Source organism: Candidatus Pelagibacter bacterium nBUS_27, from assembly GCF_051200985.1.
Taxonomy (GTDB): domain Bacteria; phylum Pseudomonadota; class Alphaproteobacteria; order Pelagibacterales; family Pelagibacteraceae; genus Pelagibacter.
This window is the reverse complement of record NZ_CP172845.1, coordinates 854,069-868,382: the sequence shown is the minus strand read 5'-3', so window position 1 is coordinate 868,382 and position 14,314 is coordinate 854,069. Positions and strand designations below refer to the sequence as shown.

At 25.0% G+C, this 14,314-nt stretch carries 15 protein-coding genes and 1 pseudogene; 6 read left to right on the top strand and 10 right to left on the bottom strand.

Features of this window, described 5'->3' with window-relative positions; genetic code table 11:
- Positions 1-273 carry a 30S ribosomal protein S18 gene (rpsR, locus tag ACIJYG_RS04765; protein ID WP_435085215.1) on the bottom strand — a complete coding sequence of 91 codons (273 nt, stop codon included), beginning with the start codon at positions 271-273 and terminating at the stop codon, positions 1-3.
- A 2-nt stretch (positions 274-275) separates the two neighbouring features.
- Entirely contained in the window at positions 276-629 is a 354-nt protein-coding gene (rpsF, locus tag ACIJYG_RS04760; RefSeq protein ID WP_435087645.1) for a 30S ribosomal protein S6, read from the bottom strand.
- A gap of 87 nt (positions 630-716) precedes the next feature.
- On the opposite strand from rpsF, the gene fabD reads away from it, so the two are divergent.
- Genes fabD through gmk form a run of 4 tightly spaced genes read left to right on the top strand, consistent with a single transcriptional unit; the run spans position 717 to position 3,306 of the window.
- Positions 717-1,643: an ACP S-malonyltransferase gene (gene fabD / locus ACIJYG_RS04755; protein WP_435095707.1), complete on the top strand. Its 927-nt coding sequence runs from the start codon at positions 717-719 to the stop codon at positions 1,641-1,643.
- Positions 1,640-2,377, top strand: a complete 738-nt coding sequence (gene fabG / locus ACIJYG_RS04750) for a 3-oxoacyl-ACP reductase FabG (protein ID WP_435087642.1) — start codon at positions 1,640-1,642, stop codon at positions 2,375-2,377. Before fabD ends, fabG begins: the two co-directional genes overlap by 4 nt.
- 48 nt (positions 2,378-2,425) lie before the next feature.
- Complete coding sequence (locus ACIJYG_RS04745) at positions 2,426-2,665, top strand: acyl carrier protein (protein WP_435095704.1); 240 nt, start codon at positions 2,426-2,428, stop codon at positions 2,663-2,665.
- Between the two features lie 8 nt (positions 2,666-2,673).
- Positions 2,674-3,306, top strand: a complete 633-nt coding sequence (gene gmk, locus ACIJYG_RS04740; RefSeq protein ID WP_435095702.1) for a guanylate kinase — start codon at positions 2,674-2,676, stop codon at positions 3,304-3,306.
- Here the strand turns inward: gmk and rsmA are convergent.
- From rsmA to ACIJYG_RS04710, 6 genes and pseudogenes are all read right to left on the bottom strand, one after another.
- On the bottom strand, positions 3,295-4,083 hold the full coding sequence (gene rsmA / locus ACIJYG_RS04735; RefSeq protein ID WP_435095699.1) for a 16S rRNA (adenine(1518)-N(6)/adenine(1519)-N(6))-dimethyltransferase RsmA: 789 nt from the start codon (positions 4,081-4,083) through the stop codon (positions 3,295-3,297). The two genes, gmk and rsmA, sit on opposite strands and share 12 nt — an antisense overlap.
- Positions 4,084-5,045, bottom strand: a pseudogene (locus tag ACIJYG_RS04730) (4-hydroxythreonine-4-phosphate dehydrogenase PdxA).
- Positions 5,035-5,967: a peptidylprolyl isomerase gene (locus ACIJYG_RS04725; RefSeq protein WP_435095689.1), complete on the bottom strand. Its 933-nt coding sequence runs from the start codon at positions 5,965-5,967 to the stop codon at positions 5,035-5,037. Before ACIJYG_RS04725 ends, ACIJYG_RS04730 begins: the two are co-directional and overlap by 11 nt.
- Before the next feature lie 18 nt (positions 5,968-5,985).
- Positions 5,986-8,622 (bottom strand): LPS-assembly protein LptD, encoded by a 2,637-nt coding sequence (locus ACIJYG_RS04720; protein ID WP_435095682.1) that lies wholly within the window; start codon positions 8,620-8,622, stop codon positions 5,986-5,988.
- The gene (locus ACIJYG_RS04715) at positions 8,612-9,685 is read right to left on the bottom strand and encodes an LptF/LptG family permease (RefSeq protein WP_435095679.1); all 1,074 of its coding nucleotides are present in this window, start codon (positions 9,683-9,685) and stop codon (positions 8,612-8,614) included. The genes ACIJYG_RS04720 and ACIJYG_RS04715 overlap by 11 nt, the downstream gene beginning before the upstream one ends.
- 2 nt (positions 9,686-9,687) lie before the next feature.
- Positions 9,688-10,812, bottom strand: a complete 1,125-nt coding sequence (locus tag ACIJYG_RS04710) for an LptF/LptG family permease (RefSeq protein ID WP_435095676.1) — start codon at positions 10,810-10,812, stop codon at positions 9,688-9,690.
- A gap of 61 nt (positions 10,813-10,873) precedes the next feature.
- On the opposite strand from ACIJYG_RS04710, the gene ACIJYG_RS04705 reads away from it, so the two are divergent.
- Positions 10,874-12,331: a leucyl aminopeptidase gene (locus tag ACIJYG_RS04705; RefSeq protein ID WP_435095673.1), complete on the top strand. Its 1,458-nt coding sequence runs from the start codon at positions 10,874-10,876 to the stop codon at positions 12,329-12,331.
- Complete coding sequence (gene ndk, locus ACIJYG_RS04700; RefSeq protein ID WP_435095670.1) at positions 12,324-12,734, top strand: nucleoside-diphosphate kinase; 411 nt, start codon at positions 12,324-12,326, stop codon at positions 12,732-12,734. The genes ACIJYG_RS04705 and ndk overlap by 8 nt, the downstream gene beginning before the upstream one ends.
- On the opposite strand, the gene purN is transcribed toward ndk, so the two are convergent.
- The gene (gene purN / locus ACIJYG_RS04695) at positions 12,724-13,302 is read right to left on the bottom strand and encodes a phosphoribosylglycinamide formyltransferase (RefSeq protein WP_435095667.1); all 579 of its coding nucleotides are present in this window, start codon (positions 13,300-13,302) and stop codon (positions 12,724-12,726) included. The two genes, ndk and purN, sit on opposite strands and share 11 nt — an antisense overlap.
- Positions 13,280-14,311, bottom strand: a complete 1,032-nt coding sequence (gene purM / locus ACIJYG_RS04690; protein ID WP_435095664.1) for a phosphoribosylformylglycinamidine cyclo-ligase — start codon at positions 14,309-14,311, stop codon at positions 13,280-13,282. Before purM ends, purN begins: the two co-directional genes overlap by 23 nt.
- Positions 14,312-14,314 lie beyond the last annotated feature (3 nt).

The following is a 14,314-nucleotide window of genomic DNA, read 5'->3' as shown; positions in this document are numbered from 1 at the left end:
TTATATTAATGCTAAGTTTCTAGCTCTTTTAATTGAAAGAGATAATTCTCTTTGTTTCTTTTGAGAAACATTAGTAATTCTTGAGGGTAAAATTTTTCCATTTTCAGACATATATTTCTTTAGAAGTCTTACATTTTTATAATCAACAGCAGGCGCACCTTTTGCTGATAGTGGACATGTTTTTTTGAATTTATATTTATTTGGTTGAAAAATACTTAATTTCGCAAAGTTACTCTGCTTACCTTTTTTATTTCCACTTTGTCTTTTAGGCATAATTAATTTCTGTAGCTTTCTTTTTTATCTTCATCTTCTCTTTTAGCAAAGTAATTAGCTTCTAGATCAAATTTTTTAACTCTTACTGTTAAGTATCTTAATAATTTTTTATCAATTGCTTCATTTTTTTCCAGCTCATCTATTACATTTCCTTTACCTTTAATCTTAAAGTGAATGTAGCTACCTTTTTTATTTTTTTTAATTAAGTATGATAAGTTTAGTAATCCCCAATTTTCAGTTTTAACAATTTCACCCTCATTTTTTTCAACAATTTTAGAATATTTTTCTGTTAATTGCTTAATTTCACTTGGTGAAGTATCTTGTCTAGCTATAATAGTATGTTCGTATAAATTCATTTAAGTTCTTTAATAAAAAGTGAGGATATACTATTATAAATGTTCAATTACAATAGTTAAAAAGGCAAAATAGATAGTTTTTTTTATATGTTTTCAGTAATTTTTCCAGGTCAAGGATCACAAATGGTTGGAATGGGAAAGGAATTCTTTGACAAGTTTGATATTGTTAAAAATCTCTTTAAAGAAGCAGATGATACGCTAAATTTTCCTATATCTAAGCTTATACTAGAGGGCCCTAAAGACAAGTTAGACTTAACGGCAAATACTCAGCCAGCAATTTTTTTAATTAGCTATTCAATTTACAACGTAATTAATAAAGAATTTAATATTAACTTAAGTAAAGCAAAATATTTTGCTGGACATTCTTTAGGAGAATATTCTGCGCTATCATGTGCGGGATATCTAAGTTTTTCTGATACTTTAAAAATCTTAAGAATAAGAGGAGATGCTATGCAAAACTCAGTTCCTAAAGGACAGGGGGGTATGGTTGCAGTATTAGGTTCAACTGTTGAAACAATCGAAAAAATATTAAAAGATAATGAGCAAAGTTTAAGTGCTCAAATTGCCAATGATAACTCTGAAGGTCAAATTGTATTAAGTGGAAAAATAGAAGATTTAGATAAATTAATTATAATTCTAAAAGAAAATAATATTAAGAATATCAAGTTACCTGTAAGTGCACCTTTTCACTGTAATTTGATGAATAAAGCAACAAACATCATGAGCGAAGAACTAAATAAATTGAACTTTATAAAAGGTGACAATAAACTGATTTCAAACGTTACAGCAAAAGAAATATCAAACACCAACGAGCTTAAGGATTTATTAATTAAACAAATTGAAAATAGAGTTCGATGGAGAGAAAGTGTGATTAATATGATTAATAATGATATAAATCATTTTATTGAAATAGGTCCGGGAAAAGTTTTATCAGGTTTGGTTAAAAGAATTAGCAAGGAAGTAAAAATAGACACTATTAATAATCAAGGAGATATTGAAGGTTTAAAAATATGAGCAATTTAGAAAATAAAAATATCATTGTTACTGGTGCATCGGGTGGAATAGGAAACTCTATAATTAAAAAATTAAATGAATCGGGTGCAAATATTTTGGCTTCTGGAACTAGAATTGAAAAGCTAGAAGAGCTTAAAAAAAATTTCAAAAATATTAAGATATTAAGATTTGACATCTCGCAAAGTGATAAAATTGAAGAGTTTGTCGAAAATGCTACTAATGAATTAGGTGGAAGCTTAGATGGTATAGTAAATAATGCTGGAATAACACAAGATAACCTTGCAATTAGAATGAGTTTGGATGAATGGCAAAAAGTTATAAATATAAACTTAACCTCAACTTTTTTAATGAGTAAATTTGCTATTAAAAAAATGCTTAAAAATAAATCTGGAAAAATTGTAAATATTACTTCTGTAGTAGGCCATACTGGCAATTTAGGACAAGCAAACTACACAGCATCAAAAGCGGGGATTGTTGCTATGTCAAAAAGTCTTGCAATAGAATATGCTAAGAAACATATTAATGTAAATTGTATTTCACCAGGATTTATTAAAACAGCAATGACAGATAAAATTGACGATAAATTTAAAGAGATTATTGTATCAAAAATACCATCTGCACGATTAGGTGAGCCAGATGATATTGCAAATGCTGTGTTATTTTTATGCTCAGATCAGTCTGATTACATAAATGGGGAGACAATACATGTTAATGGAGGCATGTATATGGCTTGACAAAATGGCTTTTTAAACTATTAAGAATTTATAACAAAAAGGATCAATATGTCAGATGACGTTTCAAGCAAAGTAAAAAAAATTGTAGCAGATCATTTAGGTATCGATGAAGCGAAAGTAAATGAAGAATCTAGTTTTATAGACGATTTGGGTGCAGATAGCTTAGATACAGTAGAGTTAGTGATGGCTTTTGAGGAAGAATTTGGATCTGAAATTTCAGATAGTGAAGCTGAGAAAATTTTAACTGTAGGTGACGCAGTTAAGTTTATCGAAGGAAAAGCGAACTAATAATTCAAATGCCCTCAGAAAATGATGGGGTAATGATTGTTTTATCCTCTCCATCTGGAGCGGGTAAAACTACATTGGTTAAAATGTTATCCAAAATGGATAACTTTGAAATCTCAATTTCACACACGACACGTCGACCAAGACCAAATGAAATAAATAATAAAGATTATTATTTTGTTGATAAGGACGAGTTTAAAAGATTAATTAGTAATGAAGAATTTCTAGAGTACGCAAAAGTATTTAGTAATTTTTATGGAACAACTAGAACACCTGTAATAAATAAATTAGATAAAGGAAAAAATGTTTTATTTGATATTGATTGGCAGGGTGCAGATCAAATTAAAAATAAAAAGTTAGATTATAAATTGATAACATTTTTCATATTACCCCCAAGTAAAGAAGTATTGTTTGAGAGACTATCCAACAGAGATATGAAAGATAAACTGATTGCCGATGAAAGAATGAAACAATTTAGTAGAGACGTTTTGCATTGGATAAATTATGATTATGTAGTAATTAATGATAATTTACAAAGTTGTTATTCAAGAATAGTTAATTTAATTAAAGCAGAAATGTTTAATGGCTCTAAAGATTATGATTTAGAGTATATTAGAAATCATGTTGAAAAATTAACTTCGTAATTTTTCATATTCACAGGTTAACTGATAATAAGTGTCAAAATTTAAATTTTGGGGTCTTAAATTTAAATCAATTTTTAATGTATCCAAAATTTTTTGATCTCCATTAAATATTTGATTGTATGGTTTTTTTAACATTTTCCTTCTTTGACTGAAAAAAACTCTAGAAATTTTTTCAATATTTTTTGGATCTTTAATTCTAACAAAGTTATTTTTTGGAACAAAATAAAGAAGTGAACTATCAACTTTAGGTTTAGGTGAAAAACACTCAGGACTTATGTCGCAAACTTTTTTTATATTAAGTCTCCAGTTTGCTAAAATTGCCAGCCTGCCATATGCTGATGTATTATAGTTTGCAATAATTCTATCAGCCACCTCTTTTTGAAACATCAAAATAAGCTCTTCAAACCAACAATTTTCATCAGTTAAATTAATTATCCAGTTACATAGAATTTCAGTTGAGATATTGTAGGGTAAATTTCCAAAAACAGTAAGTTTGTTTTTAGATAGAGATTGTGTGTTAAAATTTAATATATCCTCATTGTAGAGGGAGATCTTATCATTATATTTATTTTTTAAGGAAATAGACAATTCATTGTCCTTTTCAATTAAATATAGTTTTTTCGGATTAGCTTTTAAAATTTCATTTGTTAAATTTCCAGTTCCTGGTCCAACTTCAAGAATTTCTTTACCTTCAATATCAGCTGTCCCTATTATTTTTTGAATAATATTTTGATCAACAAGAAAATTTTGACCTAAGCTTTTTTTGGCTCTAATCACTTAAAAATCTAAAAACTGTAATGACCTAAGTAAACTTAAAGGATTTGATTTATTTTTACCAAGCATTTGCTCATTAGGACCATGATCTGGAGAAACTCTTATAAAAGGAAGTCCAGCAGTAATATTAATTGCATCATATTCAAATAGAGTTTTTATAGGAGCCAAAACTTGATCATGATACATTCCAATAATTATATCAAACTTTTTACGATTATTTTTTAAAAAAATTGTATCAGCAGGGAAAGGTCCTGAAATAGAGTATTTTTTTTTTTTAAAAAATTAATACTAGGTTTTAAAATTTTATCATCTTCATTAACAACATCAAAACTTTCACAATGTGGATTTAATCCTGTAACAGCGATCCTTGGAAGTTTTTTAAAACGCTTTTCCCAAAAAGAAGTAACAGTTTTAACCTTATTAATAATCTGAGATTTGGTAATTTTTTTTACAACATGTTTAATAGGAAGGTGTGTTGTTAATGGAGATACAGAAAGAGACTTATTATAAATAATCATTACTATATTTTTAGAATTAGTTTTTTTTGCTAAATACTCTGTTATTCCATAGAATTTATCTTTTAAAAAATATTTTTTTGATATTGGTCCATTAATAAGTTTATTACTAATTCCTTTATTCAATATTTCTAAAGCAACTTGAAAAGAGCCATCAATATATTTATTAGATTTATTTGAAATTCTTTTAAATAAATGGTCTTGATCATATTCAATATTAATTAAATTAATTTTTTTTGGACAATTAATCTCTCTTTTTTCTTTTGAATAGTCCAATTCATGAAATTTAACTTTAGATTTAAAAAATTTTATTTGTTTTTGTAGCAAGTTTTTAGAGCCAACCAAAATTATTGGACTTTTAAAGTTATTTTGAGCAACTGTTTTCAAAAAAATTTCAAAAAATATACTATTAGGTTCTCCAGCTACAATAATAATAGGTTTATATTTCATTAATTTGCATATTATTTTTTATCTTATTAAAATACATTTTAGAAAATTGATTAAGTTGAGAATTTTTTTTTAAATTAATTATTTTTTCAACTTCATCGTCAATATTTTTAAAAGTTTCAATTTCTTTTATTTTGTTAATATTTAGTATCATAAAACCCCCAGGTATTGTTATAGGATCTGTGAATTCATTTTCTTTAATACTTGATAAAATTTCTCTTAATTTTTTGTTTAAAGAATTTTCATTTATCCATCCTAGTTTTCCTCCTAGGTTAGATGTGCCTGAAGTGCTATGAGTTAAAGCAGCATTATCAAAACCTTTTTCTTTAATAGTTTTTTTTATTTCCTCGTATTTTCTTGTTAATTCACTGGAATTAGAAATTTCAAAAATAATTTCAGACATTAAATATGATTTTGTAGTTTTATCCTTGTTATCAATTATTCTATTTCGGATTTCTTGTTTATTGATCTTTATTCTTGAAGAAAATTTTTCAACAATTAATTCATTCCACAATGCTTCAATTTCAATTTTCTTTATTACATCCTGATAATTAACATTCTTGTTTATCAAATATCCTTTAAAATCATTTAGATTATCTATATCGATTTGATTGTAAATATTTTGAAGTATTAGTTCTATATATTTTTCTGGAATTATTGGGTTTTTAAAATTTTTAGAAAGTTCTATAATCTTTATTTTTTCTTTAACAATTGACTTTTTTGATATTTCTAAGATTTCATTTTTATTGAGATTTTTTAAATTTTTATTTAATGCAATTAAATATCTGTATTCATTTTCTACATCAATCTTTGTTATTATTTCATTATTTATTTTAAATATTATTTCATTTTCTATTGATATTGAGCTGTTTATGAGGGTAAAAAATAGAATAATTAGATTTATCAAAATTTTTGATTTTTTCATTAGCTTCAATATTTTTATCTAATTTCTTTTATAAATTTCTTTTTCGTATGTTGTTAATGGTACAAGAGTTATACTAAAAAATAAATCTTCAGATGGTTTTAAATCATTATCTTTATAAAATACCTTATTAAATTTTAAAGCAGCTGTTAAACAATCATTTTTATATTCATAGCTTAAATCGTAATACTCAGTTAAGTTTATTTCTTTATTTCTTCTAGTAGAAAATTTTAACGAATTATTATCATTAATTTTAAATTCAGTTGAATTAGAAAGTGAATGAGTTGATCCTATTTCATTTCTTTCTTCTATAAAATTAAATGTCGTTACAAAATTATTTATTTTGATTTCACTATTAATTGAATTTGAATTCAATGTTTTCATATCATTGTCTAAAGAAAAATTATAACCAAAATTTATATTATCTAATAAATGATTATTTATAGAACCAAAGATATCAGAGTTTTTTTTATTTATAGTTGAGCTGATAGGTATATTGTTTTCATTTTGATCTCTTATAACAGTTGCTAAATTAAATTCTAGATATTTGTCTTTATCATTTTCTTTAGCTGAAATTTCTTTATTATCTATTTTGTAGTCAAGACCAATTGTTAGAGATTTACCTGCTTCAAAAGCATCTAATCCTAATCTGTTAGCGTCAAATGCATTATTTGCGTCCACAATTTTATTTGTTTGACTAAAATCATTCATATTGTTGCCTGGATTAATTTTAAAGGAAATTTTGGGAGTTAAGCTTTCCACTTTTGTTTTACTATCCTTTTTCATAGGAAAAATACTATCTAGTTTTATTAAGCTCATGCTATCGAACTGAGGACTTGAAGTGTAAACGGAATCGTTTTTAGCAACTATATTTTTGTTTTTTAAATATATACTAAAATTATTTTTAAAACCATTGTCTGTTAAATAATCAATTGAATTGTACTCAATATTATTTGTAATCTGTGTCTGTAAATTATTTGTATTTGAAAGAATATTATTTCCATTTGAAGAAATAGAGATAAATCCATCAATTTTATCTGTTAAAATATTTTTATAGAAATCATAATAAGGAAATACAAATTGGTATCTGTCACTATTTTTAACACCTAATTTTTCATAAGATGAGAATCCAGAAGTAAAATTGTAACTTTCATTATCTAAATATAGATTTACTTTAGACTCCATTAAATCTTTATTACTAGGCATTAAAGCTGTATTGATTAGGTTGTTTGCAAAAACTTTTAAGTATGTGTCGTTGTTAACTTTTTGTATATCAATATCAAGTTCACTATTTATAAAATTCGGCAATAATAAATTTTTTTTAAAATTTAAAAAAAAATGATTAATATTTTTTGATTTGTTGTCTGAAGATGATTTATAATTTGTTGTTAATGCAAAATCAGTGATTAAAGAATAATCTTTACCTTTTTTTCTAAGTTCATTTTGAAAAATATACTTATTATCTTCAAATATTGTTGGTTTGAATGTTAAATCTTTATCTGGACCGAGTGTTTTAAAATAAGGTACATATATTGATGAGCCTAGAGTTTCAGAATTATTAAATTGAGGTTGTAAAAAACCTGATCTTCTTTTTACTGTCGGATCGGGATGAAAAAATTTAGGAAAATACATAACTGGCACATCATATATCTTTAAAGTCGCATTTTTATAAATAAGATTCTTTTTAATCTTATCATGAACGATTTTTTCTGATTTTATACTCCAGGGAGGGCAATTGTCATTAAATTTGCAACTAGTAAAAATACCCTTGTTAACAATAGTTTGATTTTGATCTCCTTGTGAAGAAGATCCATAAAGTCTTGGATCATTTTCACTGTTATCAAAAATGTTTTTATGTAATTTAACATTTGTTTTTTTTGAAATAAAACTTTTATCTTTTAAATTAAAAAAACCTTCTGAAAAAAAATATTCATCTATGCTAGTTGGATCATTATTAGATAAAATTTTGATATTTTTACCTTTAAGAAGGTTTTTGTCTATAGAGTAATTAAAATTATCTAGCTCATAGATATTTTTATCATCGTCTTCAATTAAAGTTTTTTTTTGAGATGAGATTATGAGTTCATTTCTAAAATAAGTAACATCTTTTGAGTAAAAATTATATTTATTTTCTATTAATGCATATGTTTCGCCTCGTGTAATAAACTTCTCTTCATTTTTAAGATAGATTAATTGATCTGTCTTCAAAATAGCATCTTTACTTAAGTCAACAACTTTAACATTTTTGATTGCTTTTATAATATTATTATTTTTTTCATATTCAAAATTTGAACTTGTGATGATATTATTTTTATTGACTGCTTTAGAATTACCATATGTAAATATTTTTTCTTCATTTTTGAAATATTTTGCTTTATCAGATGTGATAACCAAATCATTTAATTCATCTGTAAATTTAACATTACCTGATACTTCTAGAATATTTGTTTTTTTGTTATAATAAAAATTATTAGCAAATATCTTAATTCCATTGTTAGCTGTTGCCGTGCCACCTTTATATCCATTAATCTGATTACCATTATCTAAAATTTCAAGTTCTGTAATATCAAATATAAATTGATCGTTAGCTTTTACAGCTGTAACAACAGTTAAACTCGCTAAAATATAGATTAAAAAATATCTAAAATTATTTTTCATTGATAGTTGTTAACATTATCATGTTGATCAAACTTAAAAATATTATTGGTGACCATATGGAAATCATCAATGGGATTTTTTCTGTAGATCCCATCACATTAAAAAAATTATTTATATAATAGATTGCTACAGAGAAAAATAAACCAATTATTATTTTAATAACCTTGCTATTAGAATTCTTAGTATTGAACATTATTATAGAAGATAAAATTGTCATTAAAACAAGTAATATTGGATATGTACAAATCTTATAAATTTGCATATCAACATCTACAAGAGAATAATTCAATAATTTATAGTTTCGTCTTAAATCGAGTAGCTTTAATAAGGATAAAGAGGAAAGATTTGAAAACAAACTTTCAATTCTTTGCTGATTAAAATTTGAATTGAATTTTATCAAATCAATTTTTTTACTTGAGTTGTTCTCAAAAATGATTGCATCATACACAAGCCATTCATTATTTTTAATGTCAATTTTATTACTTTTAAAGCTTTTAATTAATTTAAAGTCTTTATTAAATATTGTTACAAAGGTGTCGGTCAAAAAATTATCATTTATTTTAGAGGAATTAATTATACTTATCTTTTTGTTTAAAGTGTCTTTAATCCACAAACCATTTTTATTTATAACTGCTAAATGAAGTTTATCTTTCGAAAATTGATTTTTTACTTGCAGGTAGTGGCTTTGCAAGTTTGAGGACATAGTATAAAATATTGTAACAATTAAAATTCCAATTAAAAAACTTATTAAACTTAAAATTTTAATTATGTTCATATTTTTTAAGCCTGAATATTTAAAAATATTAATCTCATCGTTATCAAATAATTTGAGAAAAAAAAATTGAGTAGCTATTAAAAAAATAAATGGAAATATTTCAAAAATAACTGAAGCTGAGTTCAAAACGGAGAGATAAACTGGGTAAAGTGAACTAACATCTTTATTACTAAAAAACTCTATTTCCTTTAAAATATTTAATATTAAAATAAGAGCAGTCATTGTAATTAAAACATTAAAAAATGATTTTGTGAACCCGGTAACTAAAAATTTAATATATGTTTTCATTTTCAAATTTTCTTATCATTAAAATTTAATCTATAGAAAAAATAAAGGTAAAAAATAACAATAAAAATAAATGGTAAACTGATGAGTATTGCATTATTAATTAGTTTATTAGTAATATAACCAATTGAACTTTCGGAAAAAATAATCATCGCAAAACCGACAGCAAAAATAAAATATTTTTTTTTAATATAGACAGGGTTTTCTTTCGATGTCATTATAAGGTGCAATGAGATTAAAACCAAAAGAGGTAAATATAATGGGTTTATTAATCTTTTGAATAATTCTTTATACACATTGGTTGGATTGGCTAATTCACAATTTAATAATCTAATCTTTTTTTCAGAAATATAAATATTGTAAAGACAATAGAAAAGACTGTATGTAGATTGCTCTTGGATTTTTTGTTGAATAACTAAATGTGAATTCATATTAGATAATCCAAAGTCTGATTTGGAAAAATCAAAATTAGTGATCTTGTTATTTCTACTATTTAAAGTTCGTCCGTCATATAATACAAGAATTTTTTTATTATTCCTTAATTCAAAAACTCCTTTTTTAGCAAAAGTAATTTGAAAATTCTTATCAGTAGAATTTTTTTTTATATAAATATTCTTAAACTCTCCATCAATATTTTTTTCTTGAGAGTAGATTGTTAGTCCTTTTATTGTATCGTTGAATTTTTTTGGCTTTATCAAGCCCTCAAAATAATCAACATCAGAGCTTCTTAATTTAGATCTAGCTATTTCTTGGGATTTAGGAACTAAAAAAGAAAGAATTAAAATTTGGATTAACATAATCAATATAGATATAAAAAAGAAAAAATTTATAACGGTTAATTTGCTTTCACCATGATTCCAAAAAATGATTAGTTCATTTTGAGCCTCATACTTAATGAAGGTATATGAAAAACTAAAAAAAAGTGCAAAAGGTAATACTCTGCTAATAATTTTTGGAAAATTTAATAATGAATAACTAAGATAAACATTATAATTTCTACCATCATCAATTATAATATCCAAAAAATTTACTGCCTGGAAAACCCATATAATGGCGCTAATACCTAACAGAGCAAGGCAGAAAAAAATTAAACAGTCTGATAATAATTTTCTATAAATAATTTTTTTCATTGAAATATAGTATTTTTATCCATATATACCACTCATCTCGTCTAGAGTGAATTTAAAATTTATGACAATCAAAATTAATTATAAAAATACTTATTCAAAAAAAAATTTTACAAATCTTGTCTTATTTGTTGATGAAAAATTCAATATTAGTGGTTTAAGAAAAAATATTTTAAATTCTGAATTTTTATACATTTCAGATTTATTAAAAAATAGTGATTTAAAAAAAGATTTGCTAATTTTTGAAATTAATTCAAAAAAAACAATATATTTAGTCTCCCTTAAAAAAGAAATTAAAACTTCTGATATAGAAAATTTAGGAGCTAAATTTTATGGTTACATAGATTTTGAAAAGAAAAATGATTATTTTGTAAATTCAGATAATATTAATAGTAAAATAAAAAACTTTGTAGGATATTTTTTGCATGGATTAAAACTAAAATCCTATGAATTTATGATTTATAAATCAAAAAAAGATAAAAAATTTGTTACTATAAATGTAATTGGAAATAAAAATAAAATATCTTCAAAAGATCAATTGAAATTTAAAGCATTGGAAGAAGGAATTTTTTTTGCGAGAGATCTTGTTTCTGAACCAGGTAATATTTTACACCCTGATGAATATGCAAAAAGAATAAACTCCCTTAAAAAATTTGGATTAAAAATTAATATTTACGATAAAAAGAAATTAAAAAAACTTGGAATGAACGCCTTGCTTGGAGTTGGCCAGGGTAGTATTAGAGGATCGTATCTTGTCACAATGGAATGGAATGGTGTAAAAAATAATTCCAAACCTTTAGCATTTGTTGGAAAAGGTGTTTGTTTTGATACAGGTGGTATTTCATTGAAACCTGCTAAATTTATGGAAGACATGACCTACGATATGGCTGGCTCTGCTACAGTAGTTGGTTTAATGAAAAATTTAGCAGTAAGGAAAGCAAAAATTAATGCTGTTGGTGTGGTAGGGCTTGTAGAAAATATGCCAGGTGGAAATGCCCAAAGACCTGGAGATATTGTAAAATCATACAGTGGTAAAACAATTGAAATATTGAATACGGATGCAGAAGGTAGATTGGTTTTGGCTGATGCTATTACTTTCACAGAAAAAAAATTCAAACCTAAATTTATGGTTGATTTAGCAACTCTTACAGGCGCTATTATAGTTTCTCTTGGCTCTGAATATGCTGGTCTTTTTTCAAATGATGACAAATTATCTAAACAATTATTAAATGCTGGAGATAAAGTTGATGAAAAGTTGTGGAGAATGCCATTGCATAAAAATTTTGACAAATTAATAGATTCAAAAAATGCCGATATGCAAAATATTAATTATGTTGGTGGAGCAGGATCGACCACAGCAGCACAATTTTTACAAAGATTTGTTTTAAATAAAACACCTTGGGCACACCTAGATATAGCTGGTATGGCTTTCTCAAAATATGGTGGAGCATTAAATTCGGGTGGAGCAACAGGTTATGGGGTAAGATTATTAAATAAACTAATAGAGGATGATTATGAGTAATACAGAACAAACGTTATCAATTATTAAGCCAGATGCTGTCGAGAGAAATTTAGATAATGAAATAAAAGAAATGTTTAAAAATAAAGGATTTTCAATCTTAAAAGAAAAAAAAATTCAAATTGAAAAATCAGAAGCTGAAAAATTTTATAAGGTTCATGAGACAAAACCATTTTATAATGATCTATGTGCTTATCTATCTTCTGGACCAGTTGTAGTTATGGTTCTTGAAAAAGAAAATGCAGTATTAGGTAATAGAGAATTAATGGGTGCCACTAACCCAAATGATGCTGAAGAAGGAACTATCAGAAAAAAATATGGAATTTCTATTGATAAAAATTCTGTACACGGATCTGACAGTGTTGAAAACGCAAAAATTGAAATAGATTTCTTTTTTAAAGACTAAGTGCTTTAATTATAGCAGCTGGATATAGTTTATGCTCTTGGATTAAAATCCTTTTTGCTAGGGTTTTAGGTGTATCAAGTCTTTTAATTCTTACTTTTTTTTGATTAATAATTTTGCCAGAATCAAGTCTAGAATTTACAAAGTGCACAGTACAACCAGAATATTTATCTTTATTTCTAATTGCTCTTTCATGAGTATTTAATCCTTTATATTTTGGAAGAAGGGAAGGGTGGATATTAAGAATTTTACCTTTAAAATTCTTAACAAAATCTTTTGATAAAATTTTCATAAAACCTGCAAGACAAATTAAATTAATATCACTTTTTTCTAATTCATTGATAACTTTTTTTTCAGAAAAAGTATTTTTAAAATTAAATATTTTCTTTTTAATTTTGTAAATATTTGCATATTGTAAACCTTTTGCTTTATAATCATTAGAAATAATCATTTTAATACTTATTGGTGATTTTTTAAGTTTTGAGAATTTGATAAGAGATTTTAAATTACTGCCTGTTCCAGAAATAAAAACTACTGTTTTTATTTTTTTAGATCCAGTTAACAGAGCCATTTAGTTTAACTTTTTCTCTAAAATTCTTAGTAATTTTTCCTATCACATAAGGCTTAAAATTATTTGTAAAGTATCTTTTAATTTGATTTAATTTTTTTGGATTAATAATTAAACAAAAACCAACACCACAATTAAAAGTTTTGAGCATTTCTTTATCTGATATTCCTTTTTTATGAAGCCATTTAAAAATTTTAGATGTTTTAATTAAGTTTAAATTTATTTCAGCTGTGAAATTATCTGGAATAATTCTTTGAATATTATCAGCTAAACCTCCACCAGTAATATTGGCACATCCATTAATCAAATTTTTATCTATTAATTTTAAAACTTCATTTACATAGATTTTAGTGGGTTTGATTAACTCTTTTTTTAAAAAAATATTTTTTTTAATATCTATTTTTTTTTGTTTAAGAAGATAACGTACTAGAGAATATCCATTTGAATGAAGACCACTTGAAGGTATAGCTAAAATTAAATCATTATTTTTAATTTTATCTTTACTTAAAATTTTATTTTTACCAACAATCCCAACCGCAAAACCTGCAATATCAAATTTGCCTTTTTCATATGTACCTGGCATTTCGGCTGTTTCACCACCAACTAATTCGCAACTAGACAATTTACAACCTTTAACGATACCTTTAATGATTGATTTTAATTTTTTTAAATCAATTTTATTTATAGAAATGTAATCTAAAAATAGTAGAGGCTTTGCACCTTGAACAATTAAATCGTTCACACTCATTGCAACTAAATCAATTCCAATAGTGTCATATTTATTAAGCATATTTGCGATTTCAACTTTAGTACCAACACCATCTGTGCAGGCAACAATTTTAGGTTGTTTTATTTGATTTGGAATGTCTGATATAGAACCAAATCCACCAATATTTGAAAACTTTTTTTTGCCTCTTTTTTTTGATGAAACAGATGAAATGAAATTAACAAATTTATCAGCAGCACTTATGTTAACTCCACTTTTTTTATAGGTTATTAATTTATTATTCATTAA

Coding starts and splice junctions, on each gene's coding strand:
- ACIJYG_RS04725 (WP_435095689.1), bottom strand. CDS start 5,967: ATGAAAAAATCAAAAATTTTGATAAATCTAATTATTCTATTTTTTACC.
- rpsF (WP_435087645.1), bottom strand. CDS start 629: ATGAATTTATACGAACATACTATTATAGCTAGACAAGATACTTCACCA.
- fabG (WP_435087642.1), top strand. CDS start 1,640: ATGAGCAATTTAGAAAATAAAAATATCATTGTTACTGGTGCATCGGGT.
- ACIJYG_RS04705 (WP_435095673.1), top strand. CDS start 10,874: ATGACAATCAAAATTAATTATAAAAATACTTATTCAAAAAAAAATTTT.
- ACIJYG_RS04715 (WP_435095679.1), bottom strand. CDS start 9,685: ATGAAAACATATATTAAATTTTTAGTTACCGGGTTCACAAAATCATTT.
- fabD (WP_435095707.1), top strand. CDS start 717: ATGTTTTCAGTAATTTTTCCAGGTCAAGGATCACAAATGGTTGGAATG.
- purN (WP_435095667.1), bottom strand. CDS start 13,302: ATGGCTCTGTTAACTGGATCTAAAAAAATAAAAACAGTAGTTTTTATT.
- purM (WP_435095664.1), bottom strand. CDS start 14,311: ATGAATAATAAATTAATAACCTATAAAAAAAGTGGAGTTAACATAAGT.
- rpsR (WP_435085215.1), bottom strand. CDS start 273: ATGCCTAAAAGACAAAGTGGAAATAAAAAAGGTAAGCAGAGTAACTTT.
- ACIJYG_RS04720 (WP_435095682.1), bottom strand. CDS start 8,622: ATGAAAAATAATTTTAGATATTTTTTAATCTATATTTTAGCGAGTTTA.
- ndk (WP_435095670.1), top strand. CDS start 12,324: ATGAGTAATACAGAACAAACGTTATCAATTATTAAGCCAGATGCTGTC.
- ACIJYG_RS04710 (WP_435095676.1), bottom strand. CDS start 10,812: ATGAAAAAAATTATTTATAGAAAATTATTATCAGACTGTTTAATTTTT.
- gmk (WP_435095702.1), top strand. CDS start 2,674: ATGCCCTCAGAAAATGATGGGGTAATGATTGTTTTATCCTCTCCATCT.
- ACIJYG_RS04745 (WP_435095704.1), top strand. CDS start 2,426: ATGTCAGATGACGTTTCAAGCAAAGTAAAAAAAATTGTAGCAGATCAT.